The organism is Roseitalea sp. (assembly GCF_984466335.1).
Map to the genome: position 1 here is coordinate 1 of NZ_CFIFWG010000014.1, position 26,889 is coordinate 26,889.

Genomic DNA, 26,889 nt, shown 5'->3' on the forward strand with positions numbered 1-26,889 from the left:
CGCCTTGCCAGATCACAAAATCCCGGCGCTCAGACGATGCCAGCCAAAGACAAACCGCTCTAGCGAAGTGAACGGAAATAGCCGTTGAAATCGAAAGAACCTTCCCAGCGCCAGTTGCGCGTCGGCGAGCATGTGCGCCACGCGCTGACCGAGCTTTTGCAGCGCGGCGAGGTCGCCGACCCCGATCTCGACGGCGCGGTGCTCTCGGTCACCGAGGTGCGCATGTCGCCGGACCTGAAGATCGCCACCGCCTATGTGACGGCTTTCGGCCGCGACGACATGGCGCCGCTCGTCAAGGCGCTGGCCCGCAACGCCAGGTTCATTCGCGGCCGGCTGTCGCGCGAACTCGGCCAGATGAAGTTCATGCCCGAGTTCCGCTTCCGCGCCGACACCAGCTTCGACAATTTCCAGACGGTCGACTCCCTGCTCAAATCGCCCCATGTCGCCCGCGATCTGGACAGGGACGGCGAATAGTGCCGCGCCAGCGCAAGAAGAAGGGCCGTCCCGTTTCCGGCTGGCTGGTGCTCGACAAGCCGGCGGAACTGGGCTCCACCCAGGCCGTCTCGAAGGTCAAATGGCTCTACGGCGCGCAAAAGGCCGGCCACGCGGGCACGCTCGATCCGCTGGCCACGGGCATCCTGCCGATCGCGCTGGGCGAGGCGACCAAGACCGTTCCCTATGTCATGGAGGGCACCAAGGTCTACCGGTTCACCGTAAGCTGGGGCGCACAGACATCGACCGACGATCTGGAAGGCGAGGTCATCGCGCGATCCGGCGCGCTGCCCGGGCGCGAGGCCGTCGAGGCGCTGCTGCCCGCCTATGTCGGCGTGATCGAGCAGACGCCGCCGCAATATTCGGCCATAAAGGTCGACGGTGAGCGGGCCTATGCGCTGGCCCGCCAGGGCGAGAGCGCGGCGATCGCGCCGCGCGCCGTCGAGATCGACACGCTGGCCATCGCCGCCCACCACGGCGATACGACCGTCTTCGACATCGAGTGCGGCAAGGGCACCTATGTGCGCGCGCTCGCCCGCGACATGGGCCGCGATCTTGGCTGTTTCGGCCATGTGGCCGCGCTGCGCCGCACGATGGTCGAGCCATTTGGCGACAAGGACGCGGTGACGCTCGCCGCGCTGGACGCGGCCGCCGGTGCCGCCGGCGGGGACGCCGAGGCCCGTCACGCCGCGCTGGACGCGTTCCTGCTCGACACGGGCGAAGCCATGGACGGGTTTCCGCGCATCGATCTGGGCGACGAGCAGGCCGCCCGCATCCGGCTGGGCAACCCCGCCCTGATCCGTGGCCGCGACGCGCCGGTGGCCGAGGACGAGGTCTGCGCCTTCCATAGGGACCGCCTGCTGGCGATCGGCGAGGTCGCGCAAGGCGCCTTCCGGCCAAGGCGCGTCTTCAAGCTTTGAAACGGTGACAAGATTTCCGCGCCCGGCGATTGCAAACCTTCGGGCGCCGCGCCACCTTCGACACGAACAGTCCACGAACAGCCAATGTGCGGGAGCGCGCCAATGCTTGACAAGCGTCAGTTCTATATCGACGGCCGGTGGGTCGATCCGGCAACCCCCAACGATTTCGGCGTCCATGATCCGGCGAGCGAGGATGTGTGCGCCGTCATTTCGCTCGGATCGGCCACAGACGTGGACAGGGCCGTTGCCGCCGCCCGCGCCGCCTTTCCCGACTGGGCGACAACGCCCCTTGCCGAGCGCCGCGCGCTTCTGGAAAGGCTGGGCGCCCTCATGGACACGCGCATCGCCGATCTGGGCGCGGCGATCTCGCTTGAGATGGGCGCGCCGATCGATTTCGCCACCGGCGAACAGGCCGGCTGCGGGCCGTGGCATTTGAAGGGCTTTCTGGATGCGATGGACAAGTTCGCATGGGAGGAACCTTTTTCGGCGCGCGAGACCATCGTGCGCGAGCCGATCGGAGTGGTCGGTCTGATCACGCCCTGGAACTGGCCGGTCAACCAGATCGCGCTGAAGGTCGTTCCGGCGCTGGCGGCGGGCTGCGCCTGCGTGCTCAAACCATCCGAGATCGCGCCGCTGTCGGCCATGGTCTGGGCCGAACTGATGGACGAGGCGGGTTTCCCCAAGGGCGTGTTCAACCTCGTCAACGGCGATGGCGCGACGGTGGGCGAGGCCATGTCGAACCATCCGGGCATCGACATGATGAGCTTCACCGGTTCCACGCGCGCCGGCGGCGCTGTGATGCGCGGCGCGGCCGCCTCGATCAAGCGCGTGACGCTGGAGTTGGGCGGCAAGTCGCCCAACATCGTCTTCGCCGACGCCGACCTTGAAAAGGCGGTCAGGCTGGGTGTTGCCCACATGATGGAAAACACCGGCCAGTCCTGCAACGCGCCCTCGCGCATGATCGTCGAAAAGGATGTCTACGAGGAAGCGGTGGCGCTCGCCAGGAATGCGGCCGAAACAACCAAGGTGGGCAATCCGCGCGAAAAGGGCGACCATATCGGCCCGCTGTCCTCGGCCGCCCAGTTCGACAAGGTGCAGGGGCTTATCGAGGCCGGCATCGCCGAGGGCGCCCGGCTCGTCGCCGGCGGCGCCGGTCGTCCGGAAGGCTTCAACCGCGGCTGGTACGTCCGCCCGACCGTCTTCGCCGATGTCGACAACACCATGACGATCGCCCGCGAGGAAATTTTCGGCCCGGTGCTGGCGATGATCCCCTTTTCGGGCGACGAGGACGAAGCCATCGAAATCGCCAACGACACGCCTTACGGCCTTGCGGCCTATCTTTGGACGACGGACAAGGACAAGGGCGATCGCGTCGGCCGGCGGTTGCGAGCCGGCATGGTGCGGGTCAATGGCGCCGGGCTTTCAGCGGGCCATCCGTTCGGCGGCTACAAGCAGTCCGGCAATGGCCGCGAGGGCGGCACCTGGGGGCTTGAGGATTTCACCGAGGTGAAGGTGCTCAGTCAGCGATACTGACGCCATGAAACCCCGGATCAGGCCGGACGATCTGCGCGGGCCCGAGATCGCCGCGCTCCTGGCGCGGCACATGGACCATATGCGTGCCGTCACGCCGGCCGGCAGCGTCCATGCGCTCGACCTCGATGCGCTGCGCGTGCCGGAGATCAGCTTCTGGTCGGCCTGGGATGGAGACGATCTCGTCGGCTGCATCGCGCTCAAGGATCTGGGCGGCGGCCATGGCGAGATCAAGTCGGCCCATACGGTCGCCGAAAGGCGCGGCCATGGCATCGGCCGCGCGCTCGTTGCCCATTTGATGCAGGAGGCCAGGACACGCGGCATGACGCGGCTCAGCCTCGAAACCGGCATCACCGAACATTTCCGCGCCGCCCAGGAACTTTACCGTCGTTTCGGGTTCGAGGAGGGTGGTCCGTTCGGCGATTATGGCCCGGACCCGCATTCCTATTTCATGACCCGTGCATTGAAGGGAAAGTCTGCGTCAGGCGTCGATCGAGCCGGCTCTGTCTAAAATGTGCTCAGTCACTGTTTGGGCCATCGCTGGCGCCAGAATAACGCCCGGATGGCCGGCGGCGACATGGAGCCCGTCAATGTCGCCGATCGGTCCGGCCAACAGAGCGCCATCGCGTGTCCTTGGCCGCTGGCCAACACCGATGGACAAGAGCATGGCATCATCGAACCCGGTCATCGTTCGGTTCAAGGCTTGCAATTGTCGCTCTGCGAGCCCGGCGAGATTATCGTCCTCGGGCGGGCCAGCCGCGACGATCAGTGCCTTTGCATCCAGCGCCCGAACCTCCAGATTTGGACCTTGAACGATGTGGTTCAGGCGCGAGGCGTTGGAGGCTGAAAAACAGGTCAGAACGGCGGGCGATGTATAAAGTCCCGTCTCGATGCCTAGGGGCGCAAGCAGCGTTTGCGATTGTAGGCCCGCCGCCACGACCACGGTGTCGGCCCTTAGCGTTTCGCCGTTGGCGTCAACGCCGGCCACATGGCCCTTTTCGGTGAGGATTGATCGAACCGAGCAATTGAAGGACACGGCTGCGCCTTTGGCGTGGGCGGCATCCAGCAGGAGCCGTGCCGCGCGCTCGGGATGCAGCATGCGATGATCCGGCGCCCAGGCGGCAAGCGCCGGTGGCTCGCGCAGGGCGGGAACGAGCGTCGCGATCCGGCTTCGATCGATCGCCTCAATCCGTAAACCAAACGCGCTGTTGCCGGCAATCAGCGCTTCGGTGTCTGCCGGATCCCGGTCCCAGATGACCGCGCCGCGTTTGGCGCCCAGCAATCGCCCGCCCAATGCCGCGTCGAGCGCTTCAAACCGCACGATGGCGCCGCGCCTCAGCGCGTGAACGTCCCGGTCCTCGCTCGGATCGGCATTGAGCGTGTTGATCCAACCGAACGAGCGTCCTGTGACGCCGGGTGCGGCGGCCGGCGCAGCTTCGATCACGTGAACGCGGGCGCCGACGCGGGCGAGGTGATAGGCGGTCATGGCGCCGACAATGCCGGCGCCGATGACGATGATGGCGGGGTGACGGGAGATGTTGGGCATATCCATCGCACCGCTTTCAATGGGGTTGATGACCATCGGATGACACCGCGACCAGAGGGGCCTCAACCCTTGCCGAGAGGCCATATGAAAGGCTCTAGCCAAGTGAGCGGTTTTCCTCTATAGCCCGCGCCAGCGTGGCCGCGTTGGCGGCCGGCGCGCGACCCTCGCTGGACGACATCCCGGCACTGGGCGTCTTAATCCTCAAAGTCAAGAAAGGAAACCCGATGTCGATCACAGCCGAGCGCAAGGCCGAATTGATTCAGAAGTTCGCGACCAAGGCCGGCGACACCGGTTCGCCCGAGGTTCAGGTCGCCGTGCTCACCGAGCGGATCAACAATCTGACCGAGCACTTCAAGGGCCACAAGAAGGACAACCACTCCCGTCGCGGTCTTTTGAAGATGGTGTCCCAGCGCCGCAAGCTGCTCGACTATATCAAGGGCAAGGAAGAGGCACGCTACCGGACCCTGATCAAGGCGTTGGGCATCCGCCGCTGACCTTATATGATATGGCGCGCGCCGGCCGGCGCGCGCCCTTTCCCATTCAGGCGGGGGACGAACGCCTGGACCGGCCGGCGCGCATGCCGAAACGGGCAGCGCGCCGGCCACCAAACCGAGTTGGAGCCGCGGGGCAGGATTGCCGGCTGCTTGGCTGACCGGCGCGCGCAGCGCGCGCCCGACAAGCATCCCGTCGTCTTGCCCGGGCTCGGTTCGAGAACTGACCCATGGCGCGCTGGCCGAAAGCCGGCGGCGTGCCGCATACAAAGGACAAGACATGTTCGATCACCACAAAGTGGAACTGGAGTGGGGCGGTCGTCCGCTCACGCTCGAAACCGGCAAGATCGCCCGCCAGGCCGACGGCGCGGTTCTGGCCACCTATGGCGAGACCGTCGTGCTCGCCACCGTCGTCTCCGAAAAGACCGCGCGCGAGGGGCGCGACTTCTTTCCGCTGACCGTCAACTATCAGGAAAAGACGTTCGCGGCCGGCAAGATTCCGGGCGGTTTCTTCAAGCGCGAGGGCCGGCCCTCGGAGAAGGAAACGCTGACCTCGCGGCTGATCGACCGGCCCATCCGCCCGCTCTTTGCGCCGGGTTACAAGAACGAGACCCAGGTCGTGCTCACCGTGTTGCAGCACGATCTGGAAAACGATCCCGACATCGTCGCCATGATCGGCGCGTCGGCCGCGCTGACCCTTTCCGGCGTGCCCTTCATGGGGCCGATCGGGGCGGCGCGCGTCGGCTACATCAACGGTGAATATGTGCTCAACCCGCACATTGACGAGATGGACGAGACCGTGCTCGACTTGGTGGTCGCCGGTACTTCAGACGCCGTGCTCATGGTCGAATCCGAGGCCGGGGAGCTGGACGAGGAAACCATGCTCGGCGCCGTCATGTTCGGCCAGACCGCCTTCCAGCCGGTCATCAACGCGATCATCAAGCTGGCCGAAGTCGCCGCCAAGGAACCGCGCGATTTTGCGCCAGAGGATCTTTCCGAACTCGAAGCCACCATGGGCGGGCTGATCTCGGACGAACTGGCCGCGGCCTATTCGATCACCGACAAGGGCGCGCGCTACGCGGCGGTCGATGCGGCGATGAGGAAGGTGTTCGAGACGCTCCACCCCGAGGGCGCCGAGAACCCGGCCTGGAACCCCGAGCAGATCAAGTCGGTGTTCAAGGCGTTGCAGGCCACGGTGGTGCGCGGCAACATCCTGAAGACCAAAAAGCGCATCGACGGGCGCGATCTTGAGACCGTGCGCCCGATCGTCTCGGAAGTGGGCGTCTTCCCGCGCACGCACGGCTCGGCCGTCTTCACGCGCGGCGAGACGCAGGCGATGGTGGTCGCAACGCTCGGCACCGGCGAGGACGAGCAGTTCGTCGACGCGCTGACCGGCACCTACAAGGAAAACTTCCTGCTGCACTACAACTTCCCGCCCTATTCGGTCGGCGAGGCGGGGCGCATGGGCTCGCCCGGCCGCCGCGAGATCGGCCACGGCAAGCTCGCCTGGCGCGCCGTGCACCCGGTGCTGCCCGAGGGCGAGGACTTCCCCTACACGCTGCGCGTGGTCTCCGAGATCACCGAGTCCAACGGCTCGTCCTCGATGGCGACCGTCTGTGGCACCTCGCTGGCGCTGATGGATGCGGGTGTGCCGATCAAGGCGCCCGTCGCCGGCATCGCCATGGGCCTGATCCTGGAAGGCGAGGACTTCGCGGTCCTGTCCGACATTCTGGGCGACGAGGACCATCTGGGCGACATGGACTTCAAGGTGGCGGGCACTGCCGCCGGCATCACCTCGTTGCAGATGGACATCAAGATCGCCGGCATCACCGAGCAGATCATGAAGGTCGCCCTGTCGCAGGCCAAGGACGGCCGCGCCCATATTCTGGGCGAGATGGCCAACGCCCTGTCCGAGAGCCGCGCGGAACTGGGCGAGTTCGCCCCGCGCATCGAGGTGATGAACATCCCGGTCGACAAGATCCGCGACGTGATCGGCTCGGGCGGCAAGGTGATCCGCGAGATCGTCGAGAAGACCGGCGCCAAGATCAACATCGAGGACGACGGCACGATCAAGATCGCCTCGTCCTCGGGCAAGGAGATCGAAGCGGCCAAGCACTGGATCCACACCATCGTCGCCGAACCGGAAGTGGGCGAGATCTATCAGGGCACGGTCGTCAAGACCGCCGACTTCGGCGCCTTCGTCAACTTCTTCGGCCCCAAGGACGGCCTCGTCCACATCTCCCAGCTCGCGCCCGAGCGCGTCGGCAAGACCACCGATGTCGTCAAGGAAGGCGATAAGGTCTATGTCAAGCTGATGGGCTTTGACGAGCGCGGCAAGGTGCGCCTGTCGATGAAGGTCGTCGACCAGGAGACCGGCAAGGAGATCGAACGCAGGAAGAAGGAAGAGGCCGACGGCTGACGCCGGCCTTGCCCGAGGCGGCGCGGGGGCTGTGTTCCCCGCGTTTTCCTATCGAGGGACCAGCCCATGGACGGGGCGACAAAGACCCTCCTTGTCCCCTTTGAAACCGGTGCATTGTCGCTCCCGGAGGGCGACTGGGCATATCTGAACGCCCGTGCGCACCCCGATCTCACGCAGGCGTTCGCCGGTGCGTCGCTGGTCTGCGAACAGCCGATGCGCCCCGATTTCCTCGATCTGCGCCGCGCCGGCCTGACCGTCGTGCCCTCGCTGGCCGATGCGCCCGCCGGCCGTTTCGACGGCGTGATGGTCCTTCTGGGCAAGCATCGGCGTCTCAACGAGGTGCGGGTCGCGCGCGCTGCGCGCCTTGCCCGGCTTGGGGCGCCGGTGCTGGTCGTCGGCGACAAGGCGCTCGGCGCGGCAAGCGCCCGCAAATGGAGCGCGGGCCGCATCGCGCTCGACGGCTCGCTTGCCAAGCATCGCGCTCTCGCCTTCTGGTTCGGGGCCGACGCCCGGCCGTTCGGCGATGTCGCGCTGCCCCGGACCGAGCCCGCGCCCGGCCTGTTCGCCGCGCCGGGCATGTTCTCGGCCGACCGGATTGATGCCGGCTCGGCGCTTCTTGCCGATTGCATCGACGAGACGATCGCGGGCGATGTCGCCGATCTCGGCGCCGGCTGGGGCTACCTGTCCGCGCAGGTCCTCAGGAAAGGAAGACCGGGCTCCCTGGCCCTGGTCGAGGCCCATCGGCCCGCGCTCGATGCGGCGATGGGCAATCTGGCCGCGCTTGCCGGCGAGGTCGCCGTCAATGGTCATTGGCTGGATATCGCTTGCGAACCGTTGCCCGGTCCGTTCGACTGGGTCGTCACGAACCCGCCCTTCCATGCGGGACGGACGGGCGACCCCCGGTTGGGGCAGCGCTTCATCGCGGCGGCCGCCCGCGCGCTCGGCCCCGATGGCCGGCTTCTTGTCGTCGCCAACCGGCACCTGCCATACGAACGCACGCTCGCCGGCATGTTCGCGGTCGCGCGGCAGGTGGCGCAAGGCGCCGGCTTCAAGGTGATTGAGGCGGCACGCCCGCGCGCCGGTGCGAGGGAGCCTCTCTATAAGGCTGCGGCGAGCGGCCGGTCTTCGAGCGGGCGCGACGGCGGCGTTTCTTCGGCTTCGTAGGGCGGCCGGACCTCGCCCGTGCGGCCCTTGATCGCCGGCAGCGGCATTGGCTTGCCGAACAGATAGCCCTGCATCACGGTGCAGCCGGCCGCCTTGAGCAGCACCATCTGTTCCCGGGTCTCGACGCCCTCGGCGACGACCTCCGCATTGATCGAATGCGCCATGCCGACGATCGAGGCCACCATGGCGCTGGCCGACGGGTCGCTTTCCCTGAGCCGGTCGACGAACGACTTGTCGATCTTGAGCGTGTTGAACTGCAGTTCGCTGAGCGTCGAAAGGTTCGAATAGCCCGTCCCGAAGTCGTCGATCGCAAGCGAGATGCCGATCTGGCGCAGGCTGTTGATGGCGCTGCGCACCTCGGCAAGGTCGCGAATGAGAAGCGTCTCTGTGACCTCGATCTCAAGCCGGTCCGGACGGGTTTCGGTTTCGGCGAGCAAGCGCCCAAGGTTGGCGACGAAGCCGTCGCGGTTGAACTGGGCCGGCGAAACGTTGACGGATAAGGTTATGTGCTCGGGCAGTTGCGCCAGGTCCTCGCACGCCTTGCGCAGAACGAAATTGCCGATCTGCTGGATCAAACCGCACTGCTCGGCGACCGGAATGAACTCCGATGGCGGGATCGAGCCTTTCTGGTGGTGGCTCCAGCGTAGCAGTGCCTCGTAGCCGAGCGTTTCGCCGGTCGCCGCCAGCACCTTGGGCTGATAGTGCAGCGTCAGCTCGTCGCGCAGCAGCGCGCCGTGCAGTTCCGCCTCGATCCAGTGGCGATAGGCCGCGATCTGGCTCATCTCGGGATGGTAGATCGACCAGGTGCCCCGGCCCGCCGCGCGCGAGGTCGACCGCGCCAGATTCGCATGGCGCAGGATACGTTCCAGCGACAGCTTGGTCTGGTGCAGCTCGGCGACACCGGCGTTCCAGTAGACCGAGTGGGGCGATTTGCCGATCCGAACCGGCAGGGAAAGAACGCCCAGGAGCGCATCGACGGCCGCCCGCAACTCGCGATCGTCGTGATTGACGCCGACCACGACGGTGAACTCGCCTCCGCTGGTGCGTGCGATAAGCCCCCCCTCGCCGACCACCCGGCGCAAGCGCTCGCCGAACACGCGCAGAAGCGAGTCGCCGGTATCGACGCCGTAAGCTTCGTTGAAATCGCGCAGCGTGTCGAAATCCAGGCTGATCAGGAAGCGGCGGTTCATGCGGCTGGGCATGCCGGCCTTGCCGAGATAGGCGTCCAGCGCATTGCCAAGGCCCTGGCGCGACAGGAGCGAGGTGACCGGATCGGTGTTGAGGATCGCCTCATAGGCCTGGCTGGTATCGTCGCCGCCGGCGAAATAGGCGTGCGCGCTGCCTGCTCCGGCCAGCGAGGCCAGCCCGAGCACGATGGCGCCGAAGGTGGCCGCCTCCTGATAGCTGCCCGGTGTCATGCCGGCCATGTCCATGGCCCACAGCGCCAGCATCGCGGCGCCTATCCCGCTTGAGAAGAGCGTGGCCGCGCGGACTATCCGGTTTCGTCTGGGTACGGTCTTGCGCTTCATGGGACCCTCGTCCCTGCGAACGTGGCACCAAATCCCTAAGAAGGGATGAAATGCGGGGCGGCCCGCCCATCTGGCGCGCGACGCTTTTGGCTACCGCTCGTCGGTGCGACGCAACTCGTCCGGCCGCGGCATGGAGACGATGTTGTAGCCGCTGTCGACATAGTGGATTTCACCCGTCACGCCGCTTGAAAGCGCGGACAGAAGGTAAAGGCCGGCGCCGCCGATATCGTCGAGATTGACGGGGCGGGCGAGCGGCGCGTTCTTCTGCTGGAAGTTGTACATCAGTCGGGCGTCGGACACGCCGGCGCCGGCGAGTGTTCTGACCGGGCCCGCCGAAAGGGCATTGACGCGGATGCCGTCAGCGCCGAAATCGGCGGCCATGTAGCGCACGCTCGCTTCGAGCGCCGCCTTGGTCACGCCCATCACATTATAATTGGGCATCACGCGGGTCGAGCCGCCATAGGTCAGCGTCAGCAGCGATGCGCCTGGATTGAGAAGACCCATCGCCTGCTGCGCCACTTCCGTGAACGAATACGCCGAGATAACCATCGTCCGCACGAAGTTCTCGCGCGTCGTGACGTCGACATAGCGGCCCTTGAGCTGGGAGCGGTCGGTAAAGCCGATCGCATGGACGATGAAGTCCAGCGCGCCCCATTCGTTGCGCAGCGTGTCGAACACGGCCGCGACCGTGCCGGTGTCCTCGACGTCGCAGGGCATGACGAGCGACGAGTTCACACGGGCGGCGAGCGGCTTGACGCGCTTGCCCAGTGCCTCGCCCTGATAGGTGAAGGCCAGTTCCGCGCCATGGGCCGAAAGCGTCCGCGCGATGCCCCAGGCGATGGAATGATCGTTGGCGACGCCCATGATCAGGCCGCGCTTTCCGGCCATCAATGCCGTCATGGCTGTCTCCCGCCCTGTGCCCGCCGGCGGTCTGGCTTTCCGGCGCGTGTCATTGTTCGCGGCGCTGGAAGGCCAGCGTCGCGTTGGTGCCGCCAAATCCGAACGAATTGGAGATCGCGATGTCGAAGGCGACATCGTCGATGCGGGCGCGCGCGATCGGCACGTCCTCGAACTTCGGATCGAGTTCGTCGATGTGCGCGCTCTCGCAGATAAAGCCGTTGTTCATCATCAAGAGCGTGTAGATCGCCTCCTGCACGCCCGTGGCGCCCAGCGAATGGCCGGTAAGCGACTTGGTCGAGGAGATGTGCGGCACACGTTCGCCGAACACGGTGCGGATCGCCTCGATCTCGCGTTCGTCGCCGACCGGCGTCGACGTGCCGTGGGTGTTGATGTAGGTCACCGCGCCCTCGGTCGTCGCAAGCGCCATCTTCATGCAGCGCGCCGCCCCTTCGCCGGAGGGCGCGACCATGTCGTAGCCGTCCGAGGTGGCGCCGTAGCCGACGATCTCGGCATATATCCTGGCGCCGCGCGCGATCGCGTGCTCACGCTCCTCAAGGACCAGGACGCCGGCGCCACCGGCAATGACGAAGCCGTCGCGCGAGGCGTCGTAGGCGCGCGATGCGCGCTCCGGCCTGTCATTGTGCTTGGTCGACATGGCGCCCATGGCGTCGAACAGGTTGGACATGGTCCAGTCCAGGTCCTCGCTGCCGCCGGCAAAGATCACATCCTGCTTGCCGAGCTGGATCAGTTCGTAGGCGTTGCCGATGCAATGGTTCGATGTCGCGCAGGCCGAGGAGATCGAATAGTTGACGCCGAGAATCCTGTAGGGCGTGGCCAGTGTCGCCGAGGCGGTCGACGACATGGCCTTGGGCACGGCGAACGGCCCGATCCGTTTCGGCGACGTGTTGGTCTGGGTCAGAAGCGCCGCCTCGAAGATCGTCCGGGTCGACGGGCCGCCCGAGCCCATGATGATGCCGGTGCGTTCGTTGGAGACCAGATCGTCGCCGAGCGCCGCGTCGGCGATCGCCTGGCGCATGGCCAGATGGTTCCACGCCGAGCCGCGCGCCAGAAAGCGCGCCTCGCGCCGGTCCAGCACCTCGAAGGGGTCGAGGGCCGGCTCGCCATGGACGTGGCACCTGAACCCCAGCTTCGCATAGTCGGCCGCGTGGCTTATGCCCGAACGGGCCTCGCGCAGGGAGGTCAGAACCTCGTCCGTATCGTTGCCGATGGACGAGACGATCCCCATGCCGGTGATGACGACGCGTTTCATATTCGGCTCCCGTTTCTCGTGCGTCAGGACTTGAACAGGCCGACGCGCAGGTCGCCGGCCTGATAGATGGTCTCGCCGTCGGCCTTGACCCATCCGTCCGCCATGCCGAGCACCAGCCGTCCGCGACGCACGCGCTTGAAGTCGACGCCATATTCGACGAGCCGGTTTTCCGGCGTCACCATGCCGGTGAACTTGACCTCCCCCGTCGAGATCGCCCGCCCCTTGCCCGGCTCGCCCAGCCAGCCCAGATAAAAACCCGTCAACTGCCACAGCGCATCGAGCCCCAGGCATCCGGGCATCACCGGATCGCCGATGAAGTGGCACCCGAAGAACCACAGATCCGGCCTGATGTCGAACGCGGCGCGGATGTGGCCCTTGTCATGCGCGCCGCCCGTTTCCGAAACATGGGTGATCCGGTCGAACATCAGCATGGGCGGTGCCGGCAGCTGCGCGTTGCCGGGGCCGAACAGGTCGCCGCGGGCGCAGGCGAGAATGTCCTCGCGGGTGTAGCTTGATTTCTGGTCGGCCATGCCTTGGGGAGATCTCCGATCGCTCGTTCCTGTCGGGACGCCGGCCCGATCCGACACCGGCGCCCTCGGGCGTGCTTGAAGGGCTCCCTACGCGTCCGGCCAAGCCGCCGCAAGTCCCGCAACGCTTGCTCCTATTGCGAAAGCGTGCCGTTGCGCATATACAGGATCGACCGGCGGCGACAGCGAAACCGGGCCGTCGGGGGGAATATGTGGGATTGATGATCGTGCGGCATCAAGGCTCTGAGACGGAAAAACACGAAACCCGTGACCTTCTCCAGGCCGCAGGATTGCGACCGACGCGGCAGCGCGTGGCGCTGGCCGCCATGCTTTTCGACGACCGGGACCGGCACATCGCGGCCGAGGATCTGCACCGGCAGGCCGTCGAGGCGGGCATCCCGGTCTCGCTGGCCACGGTCTACAACACGCTGCACCAGTTTACCGACGCCGGTCTGCTGCGCATCCTGGCGGTCGAGGGCCAGCGCACCTATTTCGACACCAACACGTCCGATCACCATCATTTCTTCTTCGAGGACACCGCCGAGGTGATGGACGTGCCCGAGGGCTGCGTGACCGTGAACAACCTTCCGGCTCCGCCCGAGGGGATGGAAATCACCAATGTGGATGTGGTGATCCGCCTGCGGCCGATCAGAAAGCGCGAGCGCGGCTGACGTATTGCGTCCGTGTCGGCCGCGGCATCGGCCGTCTCACTCGATGATTTCGTCCGGATAAGCACCCCATAGGTCGGCCTGCGCCGTGAATCCGCGCAATGTCCGGTCGCCGTGAAGCACGTCCAGTTCGCACCAGGCGCCGTCGCATCGCGTCACCCTGCCGATGACCCCCGGTTGCAGCATCGCGACCGCGTCCGCGCCCGCGCGCGGCTCGCGGTAAAGGGTGATCACGTTGCGGGCATCGCGCGCGTTGCGCCACGGCGTTGCGATCACGGTTCGGGTGCCCGACAGGAGCGAGCCGTGGATCCAGCCCGTATCGCCCGCCGAATCGCGGACGCGGCGCCAATTGTCGTATTCCTGGATGACTTCGAGCGGCAGGCCCGACCTCATATAGCGCCAGGCAACCGCATACTGCTTGCCCGGACCGACGCGCATATTCACCCGCTCTGCCTTCAGCGAGACGAAGCGGGGCAGGGGCAGCCCGCTGGGTCCGCGCGTGATCGAACTGGACGTCTGTGCCAGCGCTGCCTCGCCGGGCGCCGCGGCAATCAAGGCCAGCGCGACAAGCACAACCCAACGCATGTTCTCACCATCTTCCTGCGGGGCCGGACCGTCGAGCCTGCGTCGGCGCTTGCCATGCGCCGGCGGCGCCAAGACCCCTTTGCACCGGCGGGCGCGCTTGCTACACAGTGCGCGTCTGCCTGTTCGGCCTTGAACGTCGCATCCCTTGGTTAACAAGCCATGAAGCAGCGGCCTTGCCGGACGATCCGGCGCCGCCGGTTCCGAGCGGGTCGGGCTCGATGCGGAAGAAGGGTGCCTGCCTTGGACAAAAAGCCGCTCGTCGTGGTCACGCGTCGTCTGCCGGACCGGGTCGAGGCGCGCATGCGCGAACTGTTCGATGTCCGCCTCAACGCAGACGACCGGCCCTTCTGCCGCGATGATCTGGCAAAGGCCATGGCCGAGGCCGACGTGCTGGTACCGACCGTCACGGATCGGATCGACGCCTCGTTGATCGCCGGCGCGGGATCGCGCCTCGAACTGATCGCCAATTTCGGCAATGGCGTCGACAATATCGACATTGCCGCGGCGCACGCGCGCGGCCTTTACGTCACAAACACGCCCAACGTGCTGACCGAGGACACCGCCGACATGACGCTGGCGCTGATCCTTGCCGCGCCGCGCCGCATCGTCGAAGGCGCCGGCTATCTTCTGGGCGAGGATCGGTGGGATGGCTGGTCGCCGACCTGGATGCTCGGCCACCGCATTCACGGCAAGCGGCTCGGGATCGTCGGCATGGGGCGGATCGGGATCGCCGTCGCCCGGCGGGCCAGGGCGTTCGGGCTTGCCATCCACTATCACAACCGCAACCGGGCCGCCCCGGCGGTGGAGGCGGAGCTGGGCGCGACCTACTGGGAAAGCCTCGACCAGATGCTCGCCCATATGGACATCGTGTCGGTCAACTGTCCTTACACGCCGGCGACGTTCCACCTGCTGTCGGCGCGCCGGCTCCAACTGCTCCGGCCGACCGCGTTTCTGGTCAACACCGCTCGCGGCGAGATCATCGACGAGGACGCCATGATACGCCTTCTGGAGGATGGGCGGCTCGCCGGCGCCGGGCTCGACGTGTTCGAGCACGAGCCCAAGGTCGATGCGCGCCTGTGCCGGCTTGCCGAGCAGGGCCGCGTCGTACTGCTGCCGCATATGAGTTCGGCGACGGTCGAAAGCCGCATCGAGATGGGCGAGAAGGTGATCATCAACATCCGCATGGTGGCGAGCGGAGACCGCCCGCCGGACCGCGTGCTGCCCTCGATGGTATAGGGACGGTCTCCAGAGCGTTCTGTTATGAAAGCTTCCTGGCCTGTGTCCGCCACTCGCGCACCCGCTTCTGGCTGAACGGCATGCGTTCATCGATGCGCCGGATGTCGTCGTCGGTCAGCGCGGCGATCTGCGCGAACGTCGTAATGCCCTGCTCGTTGAGGCGGCGCTCGGCGACCGGCCCCATGCCGGTAATCTTGGTCAACTCGTCCTTCGTGCCGGCCGGCGCGGTGAAGAGCGTGCTTCCGGCCACGGGCCCGGCGGCCGCGCCATTGTCGTCGGATGCGCTTTCGTCCGCCGCCGTCCCGGCCTCTTTCCCCCCGTCGGCGGAGGCCGGCTCGTCCGGGGCGGCGCCGGATGCGGCCGCTGGCGCGGCGGGCGACGGCAAGGGGTGGCTTTCGGCGGGTTTCGCGCTCGTCCGGGGCTGCGGTGCGCGCACCAAGGGTTTGCCCGCCGCTTCATTGTCGTCCCGCAAAGACCCATCCAGCGCCTTTCGCGACAGATAAAGATAGATCCAGACCGCGATCGCAATCGCAAGAACGGTCAGGCAAATCATGAAGAACAGATACATGGGTCCTATCCTTTTTCGGCATTGTCGGCGCAATGACCAGCCGCCAGCGCCCGTCCCGGCTCTTAATTGCGTGCGGGACCCTGGCCGTCAAGCGCGCCTTCGATACCCCAGCGTCCGAAACCGCGCCGACAGCGCATCGTAAAGAACGAGCCGGCCGAACAGCGGCTCGCCGGCGCCCGTCAAGAGCTTGACGGCCTCGGCCGCCATCATGGAGCCGATCACGCCCGCCAGCGCGCCCAGAACGCCGGCCTCGGCGCAACTGGGCATGGCACCCGGCGGTGGCGCGGGGAACAGGTCGCGATAGCGCGGCCGGTTTTCCCCCTTCGCGTCGGTCAGGTGCGGGGCGAACACCGTCACCGATCCGTCGAACCGCTGGATCGCGCCGGAAACGAGCGGCACGGCCAGCCGTTCGGCGGTGTCGGCGGCGAGATATCGCGTGTCGAAATTGTCCGACCCGTCGACGATCACGTCATGTCCGCCCAGCCATGCGTCGGCATTGTCGGGCGCCAGGCGTTCGGGCCGGCGGTGCACGGATATGTGCGGGTTGAGCGCGGCAAGCCGCGCGGCGGCGCTGTCGGTCTTCGGCGCGCCGATGGCCCCTGTCGTATGCAGCGTCTGCCGCTGAAGGTTGGACAGGGACACCGTGTCATGGTCGATCACGGTGAGGCGGCCGACCCCGGCGGCCGCCAGGTATGTCAGAACGGGCGAGCCGAGCCCGCCTGCGCCGATCACCGCGACACGGCCGCCGGCAAGGGCCTGCTGTCCGCGCCCGCCGATCTCCGGCAGCACGATATGGCGCGCATAGCGCTCGATCTCGTCGGGCCCGAGGGTCCTGCTCTCAGTCATCGGCGGCGACCGCCCCGTCTTCGACGCGCAGATACTGGGCGCGCTCGCCCAGCGCGTCAAACAGCGACCGGTCGGTCCCGGTCATGAACGCCTGGCCGCCCAGCCCGTGCACCTTGTCGAACAGGGCGGCGCGGCGGCGCGGATCGAGATGAGCGGCGATCTCGTCGAGCAGGAGCAGCGGCGTCATGGCGCTGACCTGCGTCGCAAGGCGGGCATGGGCGAGCACCAGGCCGGTCAGCAGCGCCTTCTGCTCGCCGGTCGAGCATAGGCCCGCCCCGATCCCCTTTTGCGCGTGATGGACGCTCAGGTCGGCGCGGTGCGGGCCGGTCAGCGTGCGACCGGTCGCCCGGTCCCGATGCCGGTCGGCGGCCAGCGTGCAGGCCAGCGCCGCCTCCAGCTCGCCGGCGGGCATGCCGCGCGCGCGCTCGGCCTCCATCGCGCCCGACAGCGCGATCTGGGCGCGCGGAAAGGCGTCGTCCGCACCGGTCGCGGCGATCAGGTCGGACAGGAGCGTGACCAGCTCCTGGCGCGCGGCGATGATCGCGGTGCCAAGGGCCGCCAATTGCGCCTCGATCGCATCGAACATCGCATCGGCCTGCGGGCCGTTGCCCGTTTCGAGCAGCCGGTTGCGCTGCCGCATCGCCTGCTCATAGTCCCGCGCGCGCCGGCCATGGCCAGGGTCGATCGCCAGAACCATGCGGTCGACGAAGCGCCGCCGATCCGCGGCGGGGCCGGTGAAGAGGCCGTCCATGGCCGGCGTCAGCCACAGCACGCGCGCCAGATCCAAAAGTTCGTCGCCCGTGCGCGCATTGGTGCCATCGATGCGCACGCGCCGCCCGCGCGCGCCGTTCTCGGCGCCCGGTGCCCCCGCCGTGCCGGTGCCGACAGCGAACCTTTCGCCGTCGCGGTCAAGCCGGGCGAACACCGAAAAGCCGTCATCTGCGCCCTTGCGGGCCATGTCGGCCAGTTGAGCGCGCCTGAGGCCGCGTCCCGGCGACAGCAGCGACACCGCCTCGATCAGGTTGGTCTTGCCCGCCCCGTTGGGGCCGGTCAGCACGAGGTGGCGCCCGTCGAGATCGACAGCCATGCGCGCATAGTTCCGGAAGTCCGTGAGCGCGATCGATGCAAGGCGGACCTGCGTCGCCATGGCCGGTCACCGCCATCCGCCGGCGCCCGCCGGCGGGCGCTCACACGCGCATGGGCATGAGCACATAGAGCGCGTTCTTGTCCTCGGGGTCCTCGATCAGCGTCGGCGCGCCGGCGTCGGCGAAGGAGAACTTGACGTCGCTGCTGGTCAACTGGCTGGCGATGTCGAGCAGATAGCGCGCGTTGAAACCGATCTCCAGCGCATCGGCGTCATAGCCCGCCGGCAGTTCCTCGGTCGCCGAGCCGGAATCGGGATTGTTGACCGCCAGCGTCAGTTGCCCGTCGGCGATCGCCAGCTTGACCGCCCGGCCGCGTTCGGACGAAACGGTCGACACCCGGTCGACGGCCTCGGTGAAGACCTTGCGGTCGATCACCATGTCCTTGTCGTTGCCGGTCGGACTCACGCGCTCATAGTCGGGAAAGGTGCCGTCGATCAGCTTCGAGGTGAGCACCACCGAACCGATGGTCAGCCGGACCTTGCTGTCGGAGAGTTCTATCTGAACGGACACGTCCGGATCGTCGACCAGCTTCTGCACCTCGCCGACCGTCTTGCGCGGCACGATGGCGCCGGAAATGCTCTCGGCGCCGTCCGGCGCCTTGGTCTCGGCGCGGGCCAGCCGGTGGCCGTCGGTCGCCACCGCGCGCAGGGCGATGTCGCCGTCGCGCTCCGCCGTGTGCAGATAGATGCCGTTGAGATAGTAGCGCGTCTCCTCGGTCGAGATGGCGAACTGCGTGGCTTCGATCAGGCGGCGCAGCGTCTCGCTCTCAAGGCGGAACGTGTGCGCGAACTCGCCGGCGGCGAGCTGGGGAAAATCGGATTCGGGCAGGCATTGCAGCGTGAACTGCGACCGGCCGGTGACGACCGTCATGGTGGCGCCTTCGGGCTCGGTCGACAGCATCACCTCCGAACCGTCCGGCAGCTTGCGCACGATGTCGTACAGAAGATGGGCCGGCACCGTGGTGGCCCCGGCCTGCTCGACATGGGCCGCCACGGCCTCGTTGATTTCGAGGTCGAGATCGGTGGCGGTCATGGCAAGGCTTGCGCCGTCGGCCTTCAGAAGTACGTTTGACAGGATCGGGATGGTGTTGCGGCGCTCCACCACGCGATGCACATGATTGAGGGATTTCAGAAGGTTGGCTCGCTCAAGGGTCACGCGCATGGTCTGACGGAATCCGGCTTTTGCGTTCGAACTGTCCACCGGGGCGGCGGACATGGCGGTGGCGGGAACGGACGCGGCGCGCTCTGTCCGGCCGCCGCGATCGCCCGTCCCCCAGGATCGCGAATGTGGCCGCAAGACCACCGAAAAGCAAGACGGACGACCGGCGCGCGCACGCCGGCCGCCGCATTGATTGGGGAAAAACGAAGGCTGCTTGCGCGGTGTGCCCTATTCGCGGATCAGGCGGCGCAGCAGTTCGATTTCCTTGGCCAGTTTCGGATCGTCCTTGACGAGCTGCTCGACCTTGCGCACCGCGTGCAGGACGGTCGTGTGATCCTTGCCCCCGAACCGGCGGCCGATCTCGGGCAGGGAGCGCGGTGTCATCGTCTTGGACAGGAACATGGCGATCTGCCTGGGACGGACCACCGACCGGGTGCGCCTGTTCGACAGCAGTTCCGAGCGTGCGACATTGTAATGGTTGGCGACCGTCTTCTGTATGTCCTCGATGCGGATCTTCCTGTCGTCGTCCGGCCGTACCAGATGGCCCAGAATGTCGTCGACCCGGTCAAGGGCGATGTCCGGCTCGAAGGAGTGGCGGAAGACGAGCTGGTTGAACGCGCCTTCCAATTCCCGGAAGCTCGATGTGACCGTGCGCGCGACATGGGTCAGCACCTCGTCCGAGATATCGAGCGAGGTGTCGTCCCGGCGCGCATCCGCGAGCCGGCGCGTGAGCATGGCCAGGCGCATGTCGAAATCGGGCGCCTGGATTTCCAGGGCGACGCCGCCCTGCAGGCGCGAGCGCACGCGCGGGTCGAGCGATTCGAGTTCGGACGGCGGCCGGTCGGCGGCCACCACCACCTGCCGCGCGCTGTCGAGCAGCGTGTTGATCAGGTGGCAGAACTCGGACTGGATCTTCTCGCCCTGAAGGAACTGCATGTCGTCGATGATCAGAAGGTCGATCTCGTGCAGCGTTTCCTTGAGGCGCAGCGCGCTGTGATCGCGGATGGCGCTCGCAAAGCGCCACATGAAATATTCCGCGGTCAGATAGACGACGCGCTTGGAGGGGTCCTTGTCCTTTGCGGCATTGGCGACCGCTTGCAGCAGATGGGTCTTGCCCAGCCCGACATTGGAATGGAAGAACAAAGGGTTGAAGCGGACGGCGTTGGCCCCCTTCTCGACCGCTGCGCGCGCGGCGGCAAGGCAGACGCGGTTCGAGGGGCCTTCGACGAAATTGTGGAACGTGTAGCGGCTGTCGACGGGCGAGCCCAGCACGTCGCCGTCCTTGCCTGCATCCTCGCGTCCGCGCCCGCCGGCCTGCGCCCGATCGGTCTTGGCAAGCGCATTGGCCTTGGCGCGCTGCGCGCTTGCCTTGGCGGCGTCGGCCACCTTGCCGGCGCGCGCAGAGGCGGCCGAGGCACCGCGCGCCGCGCTTCGCACGATCACATCAACCTTCAGCACGTCCGCATCCTCGGCCTGCCAGAGCGCCAAGATGGTGTCGAGATAATGGTTGTTGATCCAGTTGCGCAGGAACGGCGTCGGAACCGAGAGCTGAACGACGGGACCGCCCGCCTCCTCCATTTCGAGGCGCTTGAACCAGCTTTGATAGACCTCGCCCCCCAGTTTCGCGCGCAGCTGTTGGCAAACCTTGTTGAACGTCCTGGCGCCCCTGGCTGCCTGTCGGGCCTCGGGCGCGCTGTCGGTGCCGTCATCTTCGGTTTTCTTGCTGTCCAATGTCTCGCCCCCTCCGATTGCCGCCTGATGCCGTTTGCCGGGCCGGCGCATCTCGGGTGTGGCCGCCCGCGCGGCCAAGAGACCTGTTCTTGCCGGCTGCGTCGTTGGGCGCGCAGCCCTTTCGACTTCCCCTCGCATGGTGATGTTCTCGCCTCCTGTTCTGCAACGGTCGGGCAGCGCGCCGAACCGCTTTGTCCTGCTTGCCTTGGCTTGCTTACCTGGTCCCGCTTGCCTGGTCCCGTTTGCCTTGGCCTTCTGCCTGAACGCCACCGTCCCGCCATCTTGTCATCCATATTGCCCTGGCGGCCGGCGCCAAACACAAACCATGTGCCGGTGGTGATCGTCCGTGTGTGTTTCGTGGTGTGCTTCGTGTGCTGCGTCCGGTCGGCTCCATGCCGCACGGCGCCGCACCGCCACCTCCTTTCGTGCCCGCGCGCAGGCAAACCGCGCCCGTTGCCGGAACCGCGAAATCCCGACACTTCGTGACCTTCGATCTCAACGTCTGATTTAACCCTGCCCCAGGGCGAACGAGTCAAACGCACACACAAGGCCCTGCAACCATTGGCCGTAATCGCCAATTCGGTCGGCTTTCCGATGTAGGAGCGTATGCCCGTTCAGTGGCCTGAAAGTAGCCCTATCCGAGCCCCGCAGACAAGGCCCGTTAAATGTATTTTTACGCTTGCGCGGACCCGAATCGCAGAACAAAAAGTGCTCGATTCCGGTCATGAAAAGATAAGCGTTTGGGATTCCACAGATTCTCTTCGGCGCTCGAAAATCGTCCGCCAGATGAAAAAACCCAAAAAAAATCGGTTGACTCGCAAGGGTCGGCGTGATCGCGACCGTGCGCGGTGGATATGTCTCTAAGATCTTGATAAGATTGAAAAAATTAGAGAGTATGCAGATCGGTGCCAAGGCGTGTGAGGCCGCGGCCATGCCCGCCCGCGCGGCAAGGAGCCGCTAAATCGTTGTCATCAAATGTGAAATCAACGATTAGCCGGGCAACAAAAAACCCGGCCTGAGCCGGGTTCCTCCATGTTCTGAGCCGGCGAACGGTTCAGCGGCCGATCGCGCTGACCCGCCGTGCCAGCCGCGAGACCTTCCGCGCTGCGGTGTTCTTGTGCATGACGCCCCTGGTCGCTGCACGCATAAGTTCGGGCTGTGCCGCCTTGAGAGCCGCATCCGCTGCCGCCTTGTCGCCCGCCGCGATGGCTTCTTCCACCTTGCGCACATAGGTGCGCACGCGCGAACGGCGCGCCATGTTGACGCTCGTGCGCGCGGCGATCTTGCGCGTTGCCTTCTTGGCAGACCTGGTATTGGCCATGCGTGCCTCTCTTGTTTGATCCGGGGACCGGAGCAGGGGCGCGGGATCATCGGAAGGACCGGTCCCCAAGCCCATGAACGACAATGGCGGCCAACGCGCCGCCAAGGTGGCGACCCTATAGTCGCAAAAGCCCCGGCAGTCAACGCCGCCGGACCGAAATCGCCACGCCCGAAGCCCAAATGTCGATACGGCCTATCGGTTGCGGAAGCCCGGTGTTCGTTTCTCGATGAAGGCGGACATGCCCTCGCTCTGGTCGTCGAGCGCGAAGGCTGCATGAAACAGCCGCCGTTCGAACCGCAGCCCCTCGGCGAGGCTGGTCTCGAAGGCGCGGTTGATCGCCTCCTTGGTCATCATGGAACTGGCCTGGGAGAAGGCGGCGATCTTCTGGGCCGCGCTGATCGCTTCCTCGATCAGTTCGGTGTCGGGCACGATGCGCGCCACCAGACCGCACCGCTCGGCCTCCTGGGCATCCATGTGCCGGCCCGTCAGGCACAGATCCATGGTCTTGGCCTTGCCGATGGAGCGCGCAAGACGCTGCGTGCCGCCCATGCCCGGCAGGATGCCCAGCGTGATTTCGGGCTGCCCGAACCGGGCGCTCTGGCCGGCGATGATGAAGTCGCACATGCAGGCCAATTCGCACCCGCCGCCGAGCGCAAAGCCGCTGACGGCGGCGATCATCGGCTTGGGAAATTGCGCCACGCGCTCCCAATCGCCGAGCGCGTCGCGCAGATAGGCGCCGGCGAACTCGAACGCCTGCATTTCCTTGACGTCGGCACCGGCGGCGAACGCCTTTTGCGAGCCGGTGATGACCGCCGCGCCGATCTTGGCGTCGTCGCGCAGGGCGTCGAGCGCGTCGGTCAACTCGCCCAGCAGCCTGGCGTTCAGAGCGTTGAGCGCCTTGGGCCGGTTGAGCGTGATCAGCGCGGCCTTGCCGCGCTTTTCGACGTTGATCGTGTCGTAGGCCATGCGCCGGGCTCCGTGGCTTGCTCCTTGCGGTCGGGCTATCTCTGGCACGAGGGGCAGTGGAATGTCGACCGCCCGGCCTGCGCGATCCGCCCGATGGCGGCTCGGCAACCCCTGTGGCGGCACGGCTCGCCCGCCCGTCCGTAGACGGCGAAACTGTGCTGGAAGTAGCCGAGCGATCCGTCGGCGCGGGCGTGGTCGCGCAAGGACGATCCGCCCGCCTCGATCGCATCGGCGATCACGGCCCTGATCGCGTCGGCCAGCGCCTCGCAGCGCGGCGTCGGCCGGCCGGTGCGCGCAACGATCGTGCCCGCCGCGCGCCGTGGCGACAGGCGCGCCCGCCAGAGCGCCTCGCAGGCATAGATGTTGCCCAGCCCGGCGATCAGGCGCTGGTCGAGCAGGGCCGCCTTGAGGCTGGTGCGCCTGCCCGCCAGGCGCAGCGCCAGCTGCGCGCCGTCGAGGGCGTTGCCCGTCGGCTCCAGCCCCAGCGCGCGCAGGAACCGGTTCTCGGCCAGCGTTTCGATCCGGTCGAGATCGACGAAGCCGAACCGGCGCGGGTCGTTGTAGATGACGGCGCGCGCCGCGCCGTCCGCGCCGGCCAGATGCAGGACCAGATGGTCGTGCGCCGCATCCTTGGAGCGGGCATGGTGGAATGCGCCCGGCGCCGTGTCGCCGTCCTCCTGTTCGATGCGCCAGGAGCCCGACATGCCCAGATGGCTGATCAGGACCGCGCCATCGTCGAAATGCATGGTCAGATATTTGGCGCGGCGGCCGATGGCCGTCACCATGCGGCCTTCCAGCGCCTCGCGCAGGCCCGCGGGCAGCGCAAACCGCAGGTCGGGACGGCGCAGTTCCAGCCGGTCGAGCCGCGCGCCTTCCATGGCCGGCGCAAGGCCGCGCCGAACCGTCTCAACCTCGGGAAGTTCAGGCATGGCCGTTCCGTCCGCCCAGGAACGATGCCCCGTCGGGGTCTGGCGGCAGGCCCAGATGGTCGGCGACGCTTTCGCCGATGTCGGCGAAGGTTGTGCGAATGCCGACCGCGCCGGGCGGCAGGCCGGGCCCCCAGCCCAGGATCGGCACGCGCTCGCGCGTATGGTCCGTGCCCGCCCAGGTCGGATCGCACCCATGGTCGGCCGTGATCACCAGCAGATCGCCCGGCCGCATCCTGGCCTTGACCTCCGGCAGATAGCGGTCGAACGCCTCAAGCGCCGCCGCATAGCCTGCAACGTCGCGGCGGTGGCCGTAGAGCATGTCGAAATCGACGAAATTGGCGAAGACGAGGTCGCCCTCGCCGGCCTCGTCCATCGCCGCCAGCATGGCCTTGCCGATCGCGGCGTTGCCGGACGCCTTGCGCACCTCGCTGACGCCCCGATGGGCGAAGATGTCGCCGATCTTGCCGACCGCGACGACCCGGCGCCCGGCGGCGACGGCGCGGTCCAGCAGGGTCGGCGCGGGCGGCGGCACCGAATAGTCGCGGCGGTTGCCGGTGCGCCGGAAGCGCGCCGCGTCCTCGCCGACGAAGGGCCTGGCGATCACACGTCCGATGTTGAGCGGGTCGACCAGATCGCGCACCGTCTCGCACAGCGCATAAAGCCGGTCCAGGCCGAACCGGTCTTCGTGCGCGGCGATCTGGAAGACCGAATCGGCCGAGGTGTAGAAGATCGGCTTTCCGGTCCGCACATGCTCTTCGCCCAGTTCGGCGATGATCTCGGTGCCCGAGGCGTGCCTATTGCCCAGCGACCCGCCAAGCGCCGCCCGCTCGCCGATCGCGCTGAGCAGTTCGGCCGGAAAGGCCGGCACCTGCTGCGGAAAATAGCCCCAGTCGAACAGGACCGGCACGCCGGCGATCTCCCAATGGCCCGACGGCGTGTCCTTGCCGCGCGATATTTCCTGGGCGGCGCCCCAGAGCCCCTCGACGGCCGCCGGCTTGAGGGCGCCGGCCCCATCGTGACCGGAGGCGAGCTCGACGGCGTTGAAAAGGCCGAGCGCGGCCAGGTTCGGCACGCGCAGCGGGCCGCTGCGGCCGGCATTGTCGGCCCTGCCCGCCGCCGCCGCCTCGACGATATGGCCGACCGTGTTGGCACCCTCGTCGCCGAACGCGCCGGCATCGGGCGCCCCGCCAATGCCAACCGAGTCGAGCACCGCGAGGAATGCACGCGCCATCTGCCTTACCTGGTCCCGTTGCGCCGCCGGCCCCGGCAAAATCCCTGTCGGTGTTTTCGTTCGCGGCCGACCCGCCATATAAGCATGGCGGCGGTCGAGGTCCATGAGGCCGATGATCGCCCGGTGATGGCACGCGCCCGCACGGTCGGGCGAGAAAGGGGCGCCGGATGCGCATGGTCGGTCTTGCTCTGCTTGCCGCGATCGTCGTTGCGCCGCAGGCCGCGCGCGCCGACTGGCGCACGGAAACCGGCGCCTTCCGCATCGGGCTGGTCGAGCGCGGCGACGGCGCCGTCTCGCCGGAGCGCTACGAGCCCTTCCGCGCCGCGGTCGGCGCGGCGATCGACATGCCCGTCGAGCTGCTGGTGCTGCCCAGCGCGCCGGCCCTGATCGACGCGCAGACCGGCGGCCGCGTCGACTATGCCGTGCTGTCGAGCCTGGGCTATGCGGCCGCGCAGGAGATGTGCGCCTGCCTGGTGCCGCTTGCCGCGCCACGCAGCGTGGGCGGCGCGACCGGCGTGCGATCGGTTCTGGTCGTCGACGCTGCGCGCGACCGCGCCGAGGACCTGGGTCCGGGGCCGGTCGGCTACGGTCCGGAAGGCTCCCTGACCGGCGACCTGGCCCCCCGGATCGCGTTCGTCCTCGATGGCGTTCCGCTGCACGAGGCGGGCTTCGACCTTGTCTTGCAGTCCAGCTTCGAGGCGGCGCGCGCGGCCTTTCTCGCCGGCGAACTGGCCGGGTTCTTCGCCTGGGATTATGGCGTCGCCGATGCGTCGGTGACCCTTGGCGGTGGCCTGGGCGCGGCGATGACCGCCGGCGCGCCGGCGCGCGGCGCGATCGTCTGGCGATCCGGTCACATCCCGTTCGGACCGCATGCGGTGCGCGACGGTGTGCCCGCGCAGGTGCGCACGGCCCTGCGCGACATGCTCGTTGCGCTCGATGCGGTGTCGCCCGATGCCTATGATGCGGTCTCGCCCTCGCTGGGCGGCGGTTTCGCGCCGGTCGACCATTCGGACTATGCGCTGGCGATGCGTCTTGTCAGAGCGCTCGCCGCGCCGCGCTGAGGCGCCGCATCGTCGGGCGCCGGCGCGCCCGCATGCCGCTATGCCCTCCGGCGCGTCCCGTCAGAACAGGTCCGCGTCGGCATCGTCCCCGAACATCGCGTTCACGCGCGCGCGCTCGCGGGTGGATTCGATCTCGGCCGGCGTCTGGTAGGCCCATTCGCAATAGGGATCGCACGACAGCGTCTCGACGATCGAGCGGCGATAGATGCGCACGGTCGAGAACTGGTCGCGCGTGACCGCGATCTGCTCGTCGAAGATCGGCGTTCCGCCCTGGTCGAGCACGACGATGTTGGTCCGCCCGAATGCCTGTCCGGTCAAAACGATCGTGTTGGCGTCGTGCACGGTCGCATCGGCGACGGCGGGGTTGCCGATGATCACCGTGGATGCCGGTTGCGACATCTTCAGAACGCGGGCCTGATTGAGGACGACCTCGATTGCCGCCGTGGTCTGCCGCTCGGCGGCGGGCGCGGGAGCCAGCGCGATGGCCGACAGGGACAGGGCGGCAAGGGCGGCGAGACGCAGCGCCATGGGCGGACTCCGGACGTGTGTTTCCGCAAATATACTGGGCGACAATCATGAACGAAGCATTAACCATGGCAAGGCCCCCGCGCGTTCCGTGCCCTCGCTTTTGGCGTTTTTAACGGTGCATTGACCAC

The 26,889-nt window shown here is 67.2% G+C and carries 26 protein-coding genes; 10 read left to right on the forward strand and 16 right to left on the reverse strand.

What is annotated here, in order from left to right; translation table 11 throughout:
• Positions 1 to 84: 84 nt before the first annotated feature.
• From rbfA to AC5E6L_RS02525, 4 genes are all read left to right on the forward strand, one after another.
• Entirely contained in the window at positions 85 to 474 is a 390-nt protein-coding gene (rbfA, locus tag AC5E6L_RS02510; RefSeq protein ID WP_491230893.1) for a 30S ribosome-binding factor RbfA, read from the forward strand.
• On the forward strand, positions 474 to 1,412 hold the full coding sequence (truB, locus tag AC5E6L_RS02515; RefSeq protein WP_491230894.1) for a tRNA pseudouridine(55) synthase TruB: 939 nt from the start codon (positions 474 to 476) through the stop codon (positions 1,410 to 1,412). The genes rbfA and truB overlap by 1 nt, the downstream gene beginning before the upstream one ends.
• 102 nt (positions 1,413 to 1,514) lie before the next feature.
• Positions 1,515 to 2,945: an aldehyde dehydrogenase family protein gene (locus AC5E6L_RS02520; protein WP_491771060.1), complete on the forward strand. Its 1,431-nt coding sequence runs from the start codon at positions 1,515 to 1,517 to the stop codon at positions 2,943 to 2,945.
• Between the two features lie 4 nt (positions 2,946 to 2,949).
• Positions 2,950 to 3,453 (forward strand): GNAT family N-acetyltransferase, encoded by a 504-nt coding sequence (locus tag AC5E6L_RS02525; RefSeq protein ID WP_491771062.1) that lies wholly within the window; start codon positions 2,950 to 2,952, stop codon positions 3,451 to 3,453.
• On the opposite strand, the gene AC5E6L_RS02530 is transcribed toward AC5E6L_RS02525, so the two are convergent.
• The gene (locus AC5E6L_RS02530) at positions 3,424 to 4,572 is read right to left on the reverse strand and encodes an NAD(P)/FAD-dependent oxidoreductase (protein WP_491771064.1); all 1,149 of its coding nucleotides are present in this window, start codon (positions 4,570 to 4,572) and stop codon (positions 3,424 to 3,426) included. The two genes, AC5E6L_RS02525 and AC5E6L_RS02530, sit on opposite strands and share 30 nt — an antisense overlap.
• Before the next feature lie 140 nt (positions 4,573 to 4,712).
• Here AC5E6L_RS02530 and rpsO point away from each other — a divergent pair, with 140 nt between their 5' ends.
• From rpsO to AC5E6L_RS02545, 3 genes are all read left to right on the forward strand, one after another.
• Entirely contained in the window at positions 4,713 to 4,982 is a 270-nt protein-coding gene (gene rpsO / locus AC5E6L_RS02535) for a 30S ribosomal protein S15 (RefSeq protein ID WP_491771097.1), read from the forward strand.
• 277 nt (positions 4,983 to 5,259) lie between these two features.
• Entirely contained in the window at positions 5,260 to 7,398 is a 2,139-nt protein-coding gene (gene pnp, locus AC5E6L_RS02540) for a polyribonucleotide nucleotidyltransferase (protein WP_491771066.1), read from the forward strand.
• 66 nt (positions 7,399 to 7,464) lie between these two features.
• Positions 7,465 to 8,562: a class I SAM-dependent methyltransferase gene (locus AC5E6L_RS02545; protein WP_491771068.1), complete on the forward strand. Its 1,098-nt coding sequence runs from the start codon at positions 7,465 to 7,467 to the stop codon at positions 8,560 to 8,562.
• Here the strand turns inward: AC5E6L_RS02545 and AC5E6L_RS02550 are convergent.
• The 4 genes from AC5E6L_RS02550 to fabA all read right to left on the reverse strand — a co-directional run bounded on the left by AC5E6L_RS02550 (position 8,496) and on the right by fabA (position 12,791).
• Positions 8,496 to 10,091, reverse strand: coding sequence for a putative bifunctional diguanylate cyclase/phosphodiesterase (locus AC5E6L_RS02550; RefSeq protein WP_491229790.1), 1,596 nt, complete (start codon positions 10,089 to 10,091; stop codon positions 8,496 to 8,498). The two genes, AC5E6L_RS02545 and AC5E6L_RS02550, sit on opposite strands and share 67 nt — an antisense overlap.
• Positions 10,092 to 10,181: 90 nt before the next feature.
• Entirely contained in the window at positions 10,182 to 10,991 is an 810-nt protein-coding gene (gene fabI, locus AC5E6L_RS02555) for an enoyl-ACP reductase FabI (protein ID WP_491229789.1), read from the reverse strand.
• 49 nt (positions 10,992 to 11,040) lie between these two features.
• The gene (fabB, locus tag AC5E6L_RS02560) at positions 11,041 to 12,261 is read right to left on the reverse strand and encodes a beta-ketoacyl-ACP synthase I (RefSeq protein WP_491771071.1); all 1,221 of its coding nucleotides are present in this window, start codon (positions 12,259 to 12,261) and stop codon (positions 11,041 to 11,043) included.
• Between the two features lie 23 nt (positions 12,262 to 12,284).
• On the reverse strand, positions 12,285 to 12,791 hold the full coding sequence (fabA, locus tag AC5E6L_RS02565; RefSeq protein WP_491229787.1) for a 3-hydroxyacyl-[acyl-carrier-protein] dehydratase FabA: 507 nt from the start codon (positions 12,789 to 12,791) through the stop codon (positions 12,285 to 12,287).
• Between the two features lie 218 nt (positions 12,792 to 13,009).
• Between fabA and irrA the strand changes: the two genes are divergently transcribed.
• Positions 13,010 to 13,459, forward strand: coding sequence for an iron response transcriptional regulator IrrA (gene irrA, locus AC5E6L_RS02570; RefSeq protein WP_491771073.1), 450 nt, complete (start codon positions 13,010 to 13,012; stop codon positions 13,457 to 13,459).
• 36 nt (positions 13,460 to 13,495) lie between these two features.
• Here irrA and AC5E6L_RS02575 read toward each other — a convergent pair whose 3' ends face one another.
• On the reverse strand, positions 13,496 to 14,041 hold the full coding sequence (locus AC5E6L_RS02575) for an SH3 domain-containing protein (protein ID WP_491230987.1): 546 nt from the start codon (positions 14,039 to 14,041) through the stop codon (positions 13,496 to 13,498).
• A gap of 240 nt (positions 14,042 to 14,281) precedes the next feature.
• Between AC5E6L_RS02575 and AC5E6L_RS02580 the strand changes: the two genes are divergently transcribed.
• On the forward strand, positions 14,282 to 15,277 hold the full coding sequence (locus AC5E6L_RS02580; RefSeq protein ID WP_491771076.1) for a 2-hydroxyacid dehydrogenase: 996 nt from the start codon (positions 14,282 to 14,284) through the stop codon (positions 15,275 to 15,277).
• A 22-nt stretch (positions 15,278 to 15,299) separates the two neighbouring features.
• Here AC5E6L_RS02580 and AC5E6L_RS02585 read toward each other — a convergent pair whose 3' ends face one another.
• The 9 genes from AC5E6L_RS02585 to AC5E6L_RS02625 all read right to left on the reverse strand — a co-directional run bounded on the left by AC5E6L_RS02585 (position 15,300) and on the right by AC5E6L_RS02625 (position 25,172).
• Complete coding sequence (locus tag AC5E6L_RS02585) at positions 15,300 to 15,845, reverse strand: helix-hairpin-helix domain-containing protein (protein ID WP_491771078.1); 546 nt, start codon at positions 15,843 to 15,845, stop codon at positions 15,300 to 15,302.
• A gap of 87 nt (positions 15,846 to 15,932) precedes the next feature.
• A complete protein-coding gene (locus AC5E6L_RS02590) occupies positions 15,933 to 16,691 on the reverse strand; it encodes a HesA/MoeB/ThiF family protein (protein ID WP_491230565.1) in 759 nt (252 codons plus the stop codon).
• Complete coding sequence (gene recF / locus AC5E6L_RS02595) at positions 16,684 to 17,838, reverse strand: DNA replication/repair protein RecF (RefSeq protein ID WP_491771080.1); 1,155 nt, start codon at positions 17,836 to 17,838, stop codon at positions 16,684 to 16,686. The genes AC5E6L_RS02590 and recF overlap by 8 nt, the downstream gene beginning before the upstream one ends.
• Before the next feature lie 40 nt (positions 17,839 to 17,878).
• On the reverse strand, positions 17,879 to 18,997 hold the full coding sequence (gene dnaN, locus AC5E6L_RS02600; protein ID WP_491771082.1) for a DNA polymerase III subunit beta: 1,119 nt from the start codon (positions 18,995 to 18,997) through the stop codon (positions 17,879 to 17,881).
• Positions 18,998 to 19,222: 225 nt separating this feature from the next.
• Positions 19,223 to 20,725, reverse strand: a complete 1,503-nt coding sequence (dnaA, locus tag AC5E6L_RS02605; RefSeq protein ID WP_491771084.1) for a chromosomal replication initiator protein DnaA — start codon at positions 20,723 to 20,725, stop codon at positions 19,223 to 19,225.
• 1,054 nt (positions 20,726 to 21,779) lie between these two features.
• Complete coding sequence (rpsT, locus tag AC5E6L_RS02610; protein ID WP_491771086.1) at positions 21,780 to 22,046, reverse strand: 30S ribosomal protein S20; 267 nt, start codon at positions 22,044 to 22,046, stop codon at positions 21,780 to 21,782.
• 192 nt (positions 22,047 to 22,238) lie between these two features.
• A complete protein-coding gene (locus AC5E6L_RS02615) occupies positions 22,239 to 23,012 on the reverse strand; it encodes an enoyl-CoA hydratase (protein ID WP_491771090.1) in 774 nt (257 codons plus the stop codon).
• A 35-nt stretch (positions 23,013 to 23,047) separates the two neighbouring features.
• Complete coding sequence (mutM, locus tag AC5E6L_RS02620; RefSeq protein ID WP_491771092.1) at positions 23,048 to 23,941, reverse strand: bifunctional DNA-formamidopyrimidine glycosylase/DNA-(apurinic or apyrimidinic site) lyase; 894 nt, start codon at positions 23,939 to 23,941, stop codon at positions 23,048 to 23,050.
• A complete protein-coding gene (locus AC5E6L_RS02625; protein WP_491771094.1) occupies positions 23,934 to 25,172 on the reverse strand; it encodes a phosphopentomutase in 1,239 nt (412 codons plus the stop codon). Before AC5E6L_RS02625 ends, mutM begins: the two co-directional genes overlap by 8 nt.
• 173 nt (positions 25,173 to 25,345) lie before the next feature.
• Here AC5E6L_RS02625 and AC5E6L_RS02630 point away from each other — a divergent pair, with 173 nt between their 5' ends.
• Positions 25,346 to 26,233, forward strand: coding sequence for a phosphate/phosphite/phosphonate ABC transporter substrate-binding protein (locus AC5E6L_RS02630; protein ID WP_491230620.1), 888 nt, complete (start codon positions 25,346 to 25,348; stop codon positions 26,231 to 26,233).
• Between the two features lie 60 nt (positions 26,234 to 26,293).
• On the opposite strand, the gene AC5E6L_RS02635 is transcribed toward AC5E6L_RS02630, so the two are convergent.
• The gene (locus tag AC5E6L_RS02635; RefSeq protein ID WP_491230621.1) at positions 26,294 to 26,761 is read right to left on the reverse strand and encodes a pilus assembly protein N-terminal domain-containing protein; all 468 of its coding nucleotides are present in this window, start codon (positions 26,759 to 26,761) and stop codon (positions 26,294 to 26,296) included.
• Positions 26,762 to 26,889 lie beyond the last annotated feature (128 nt).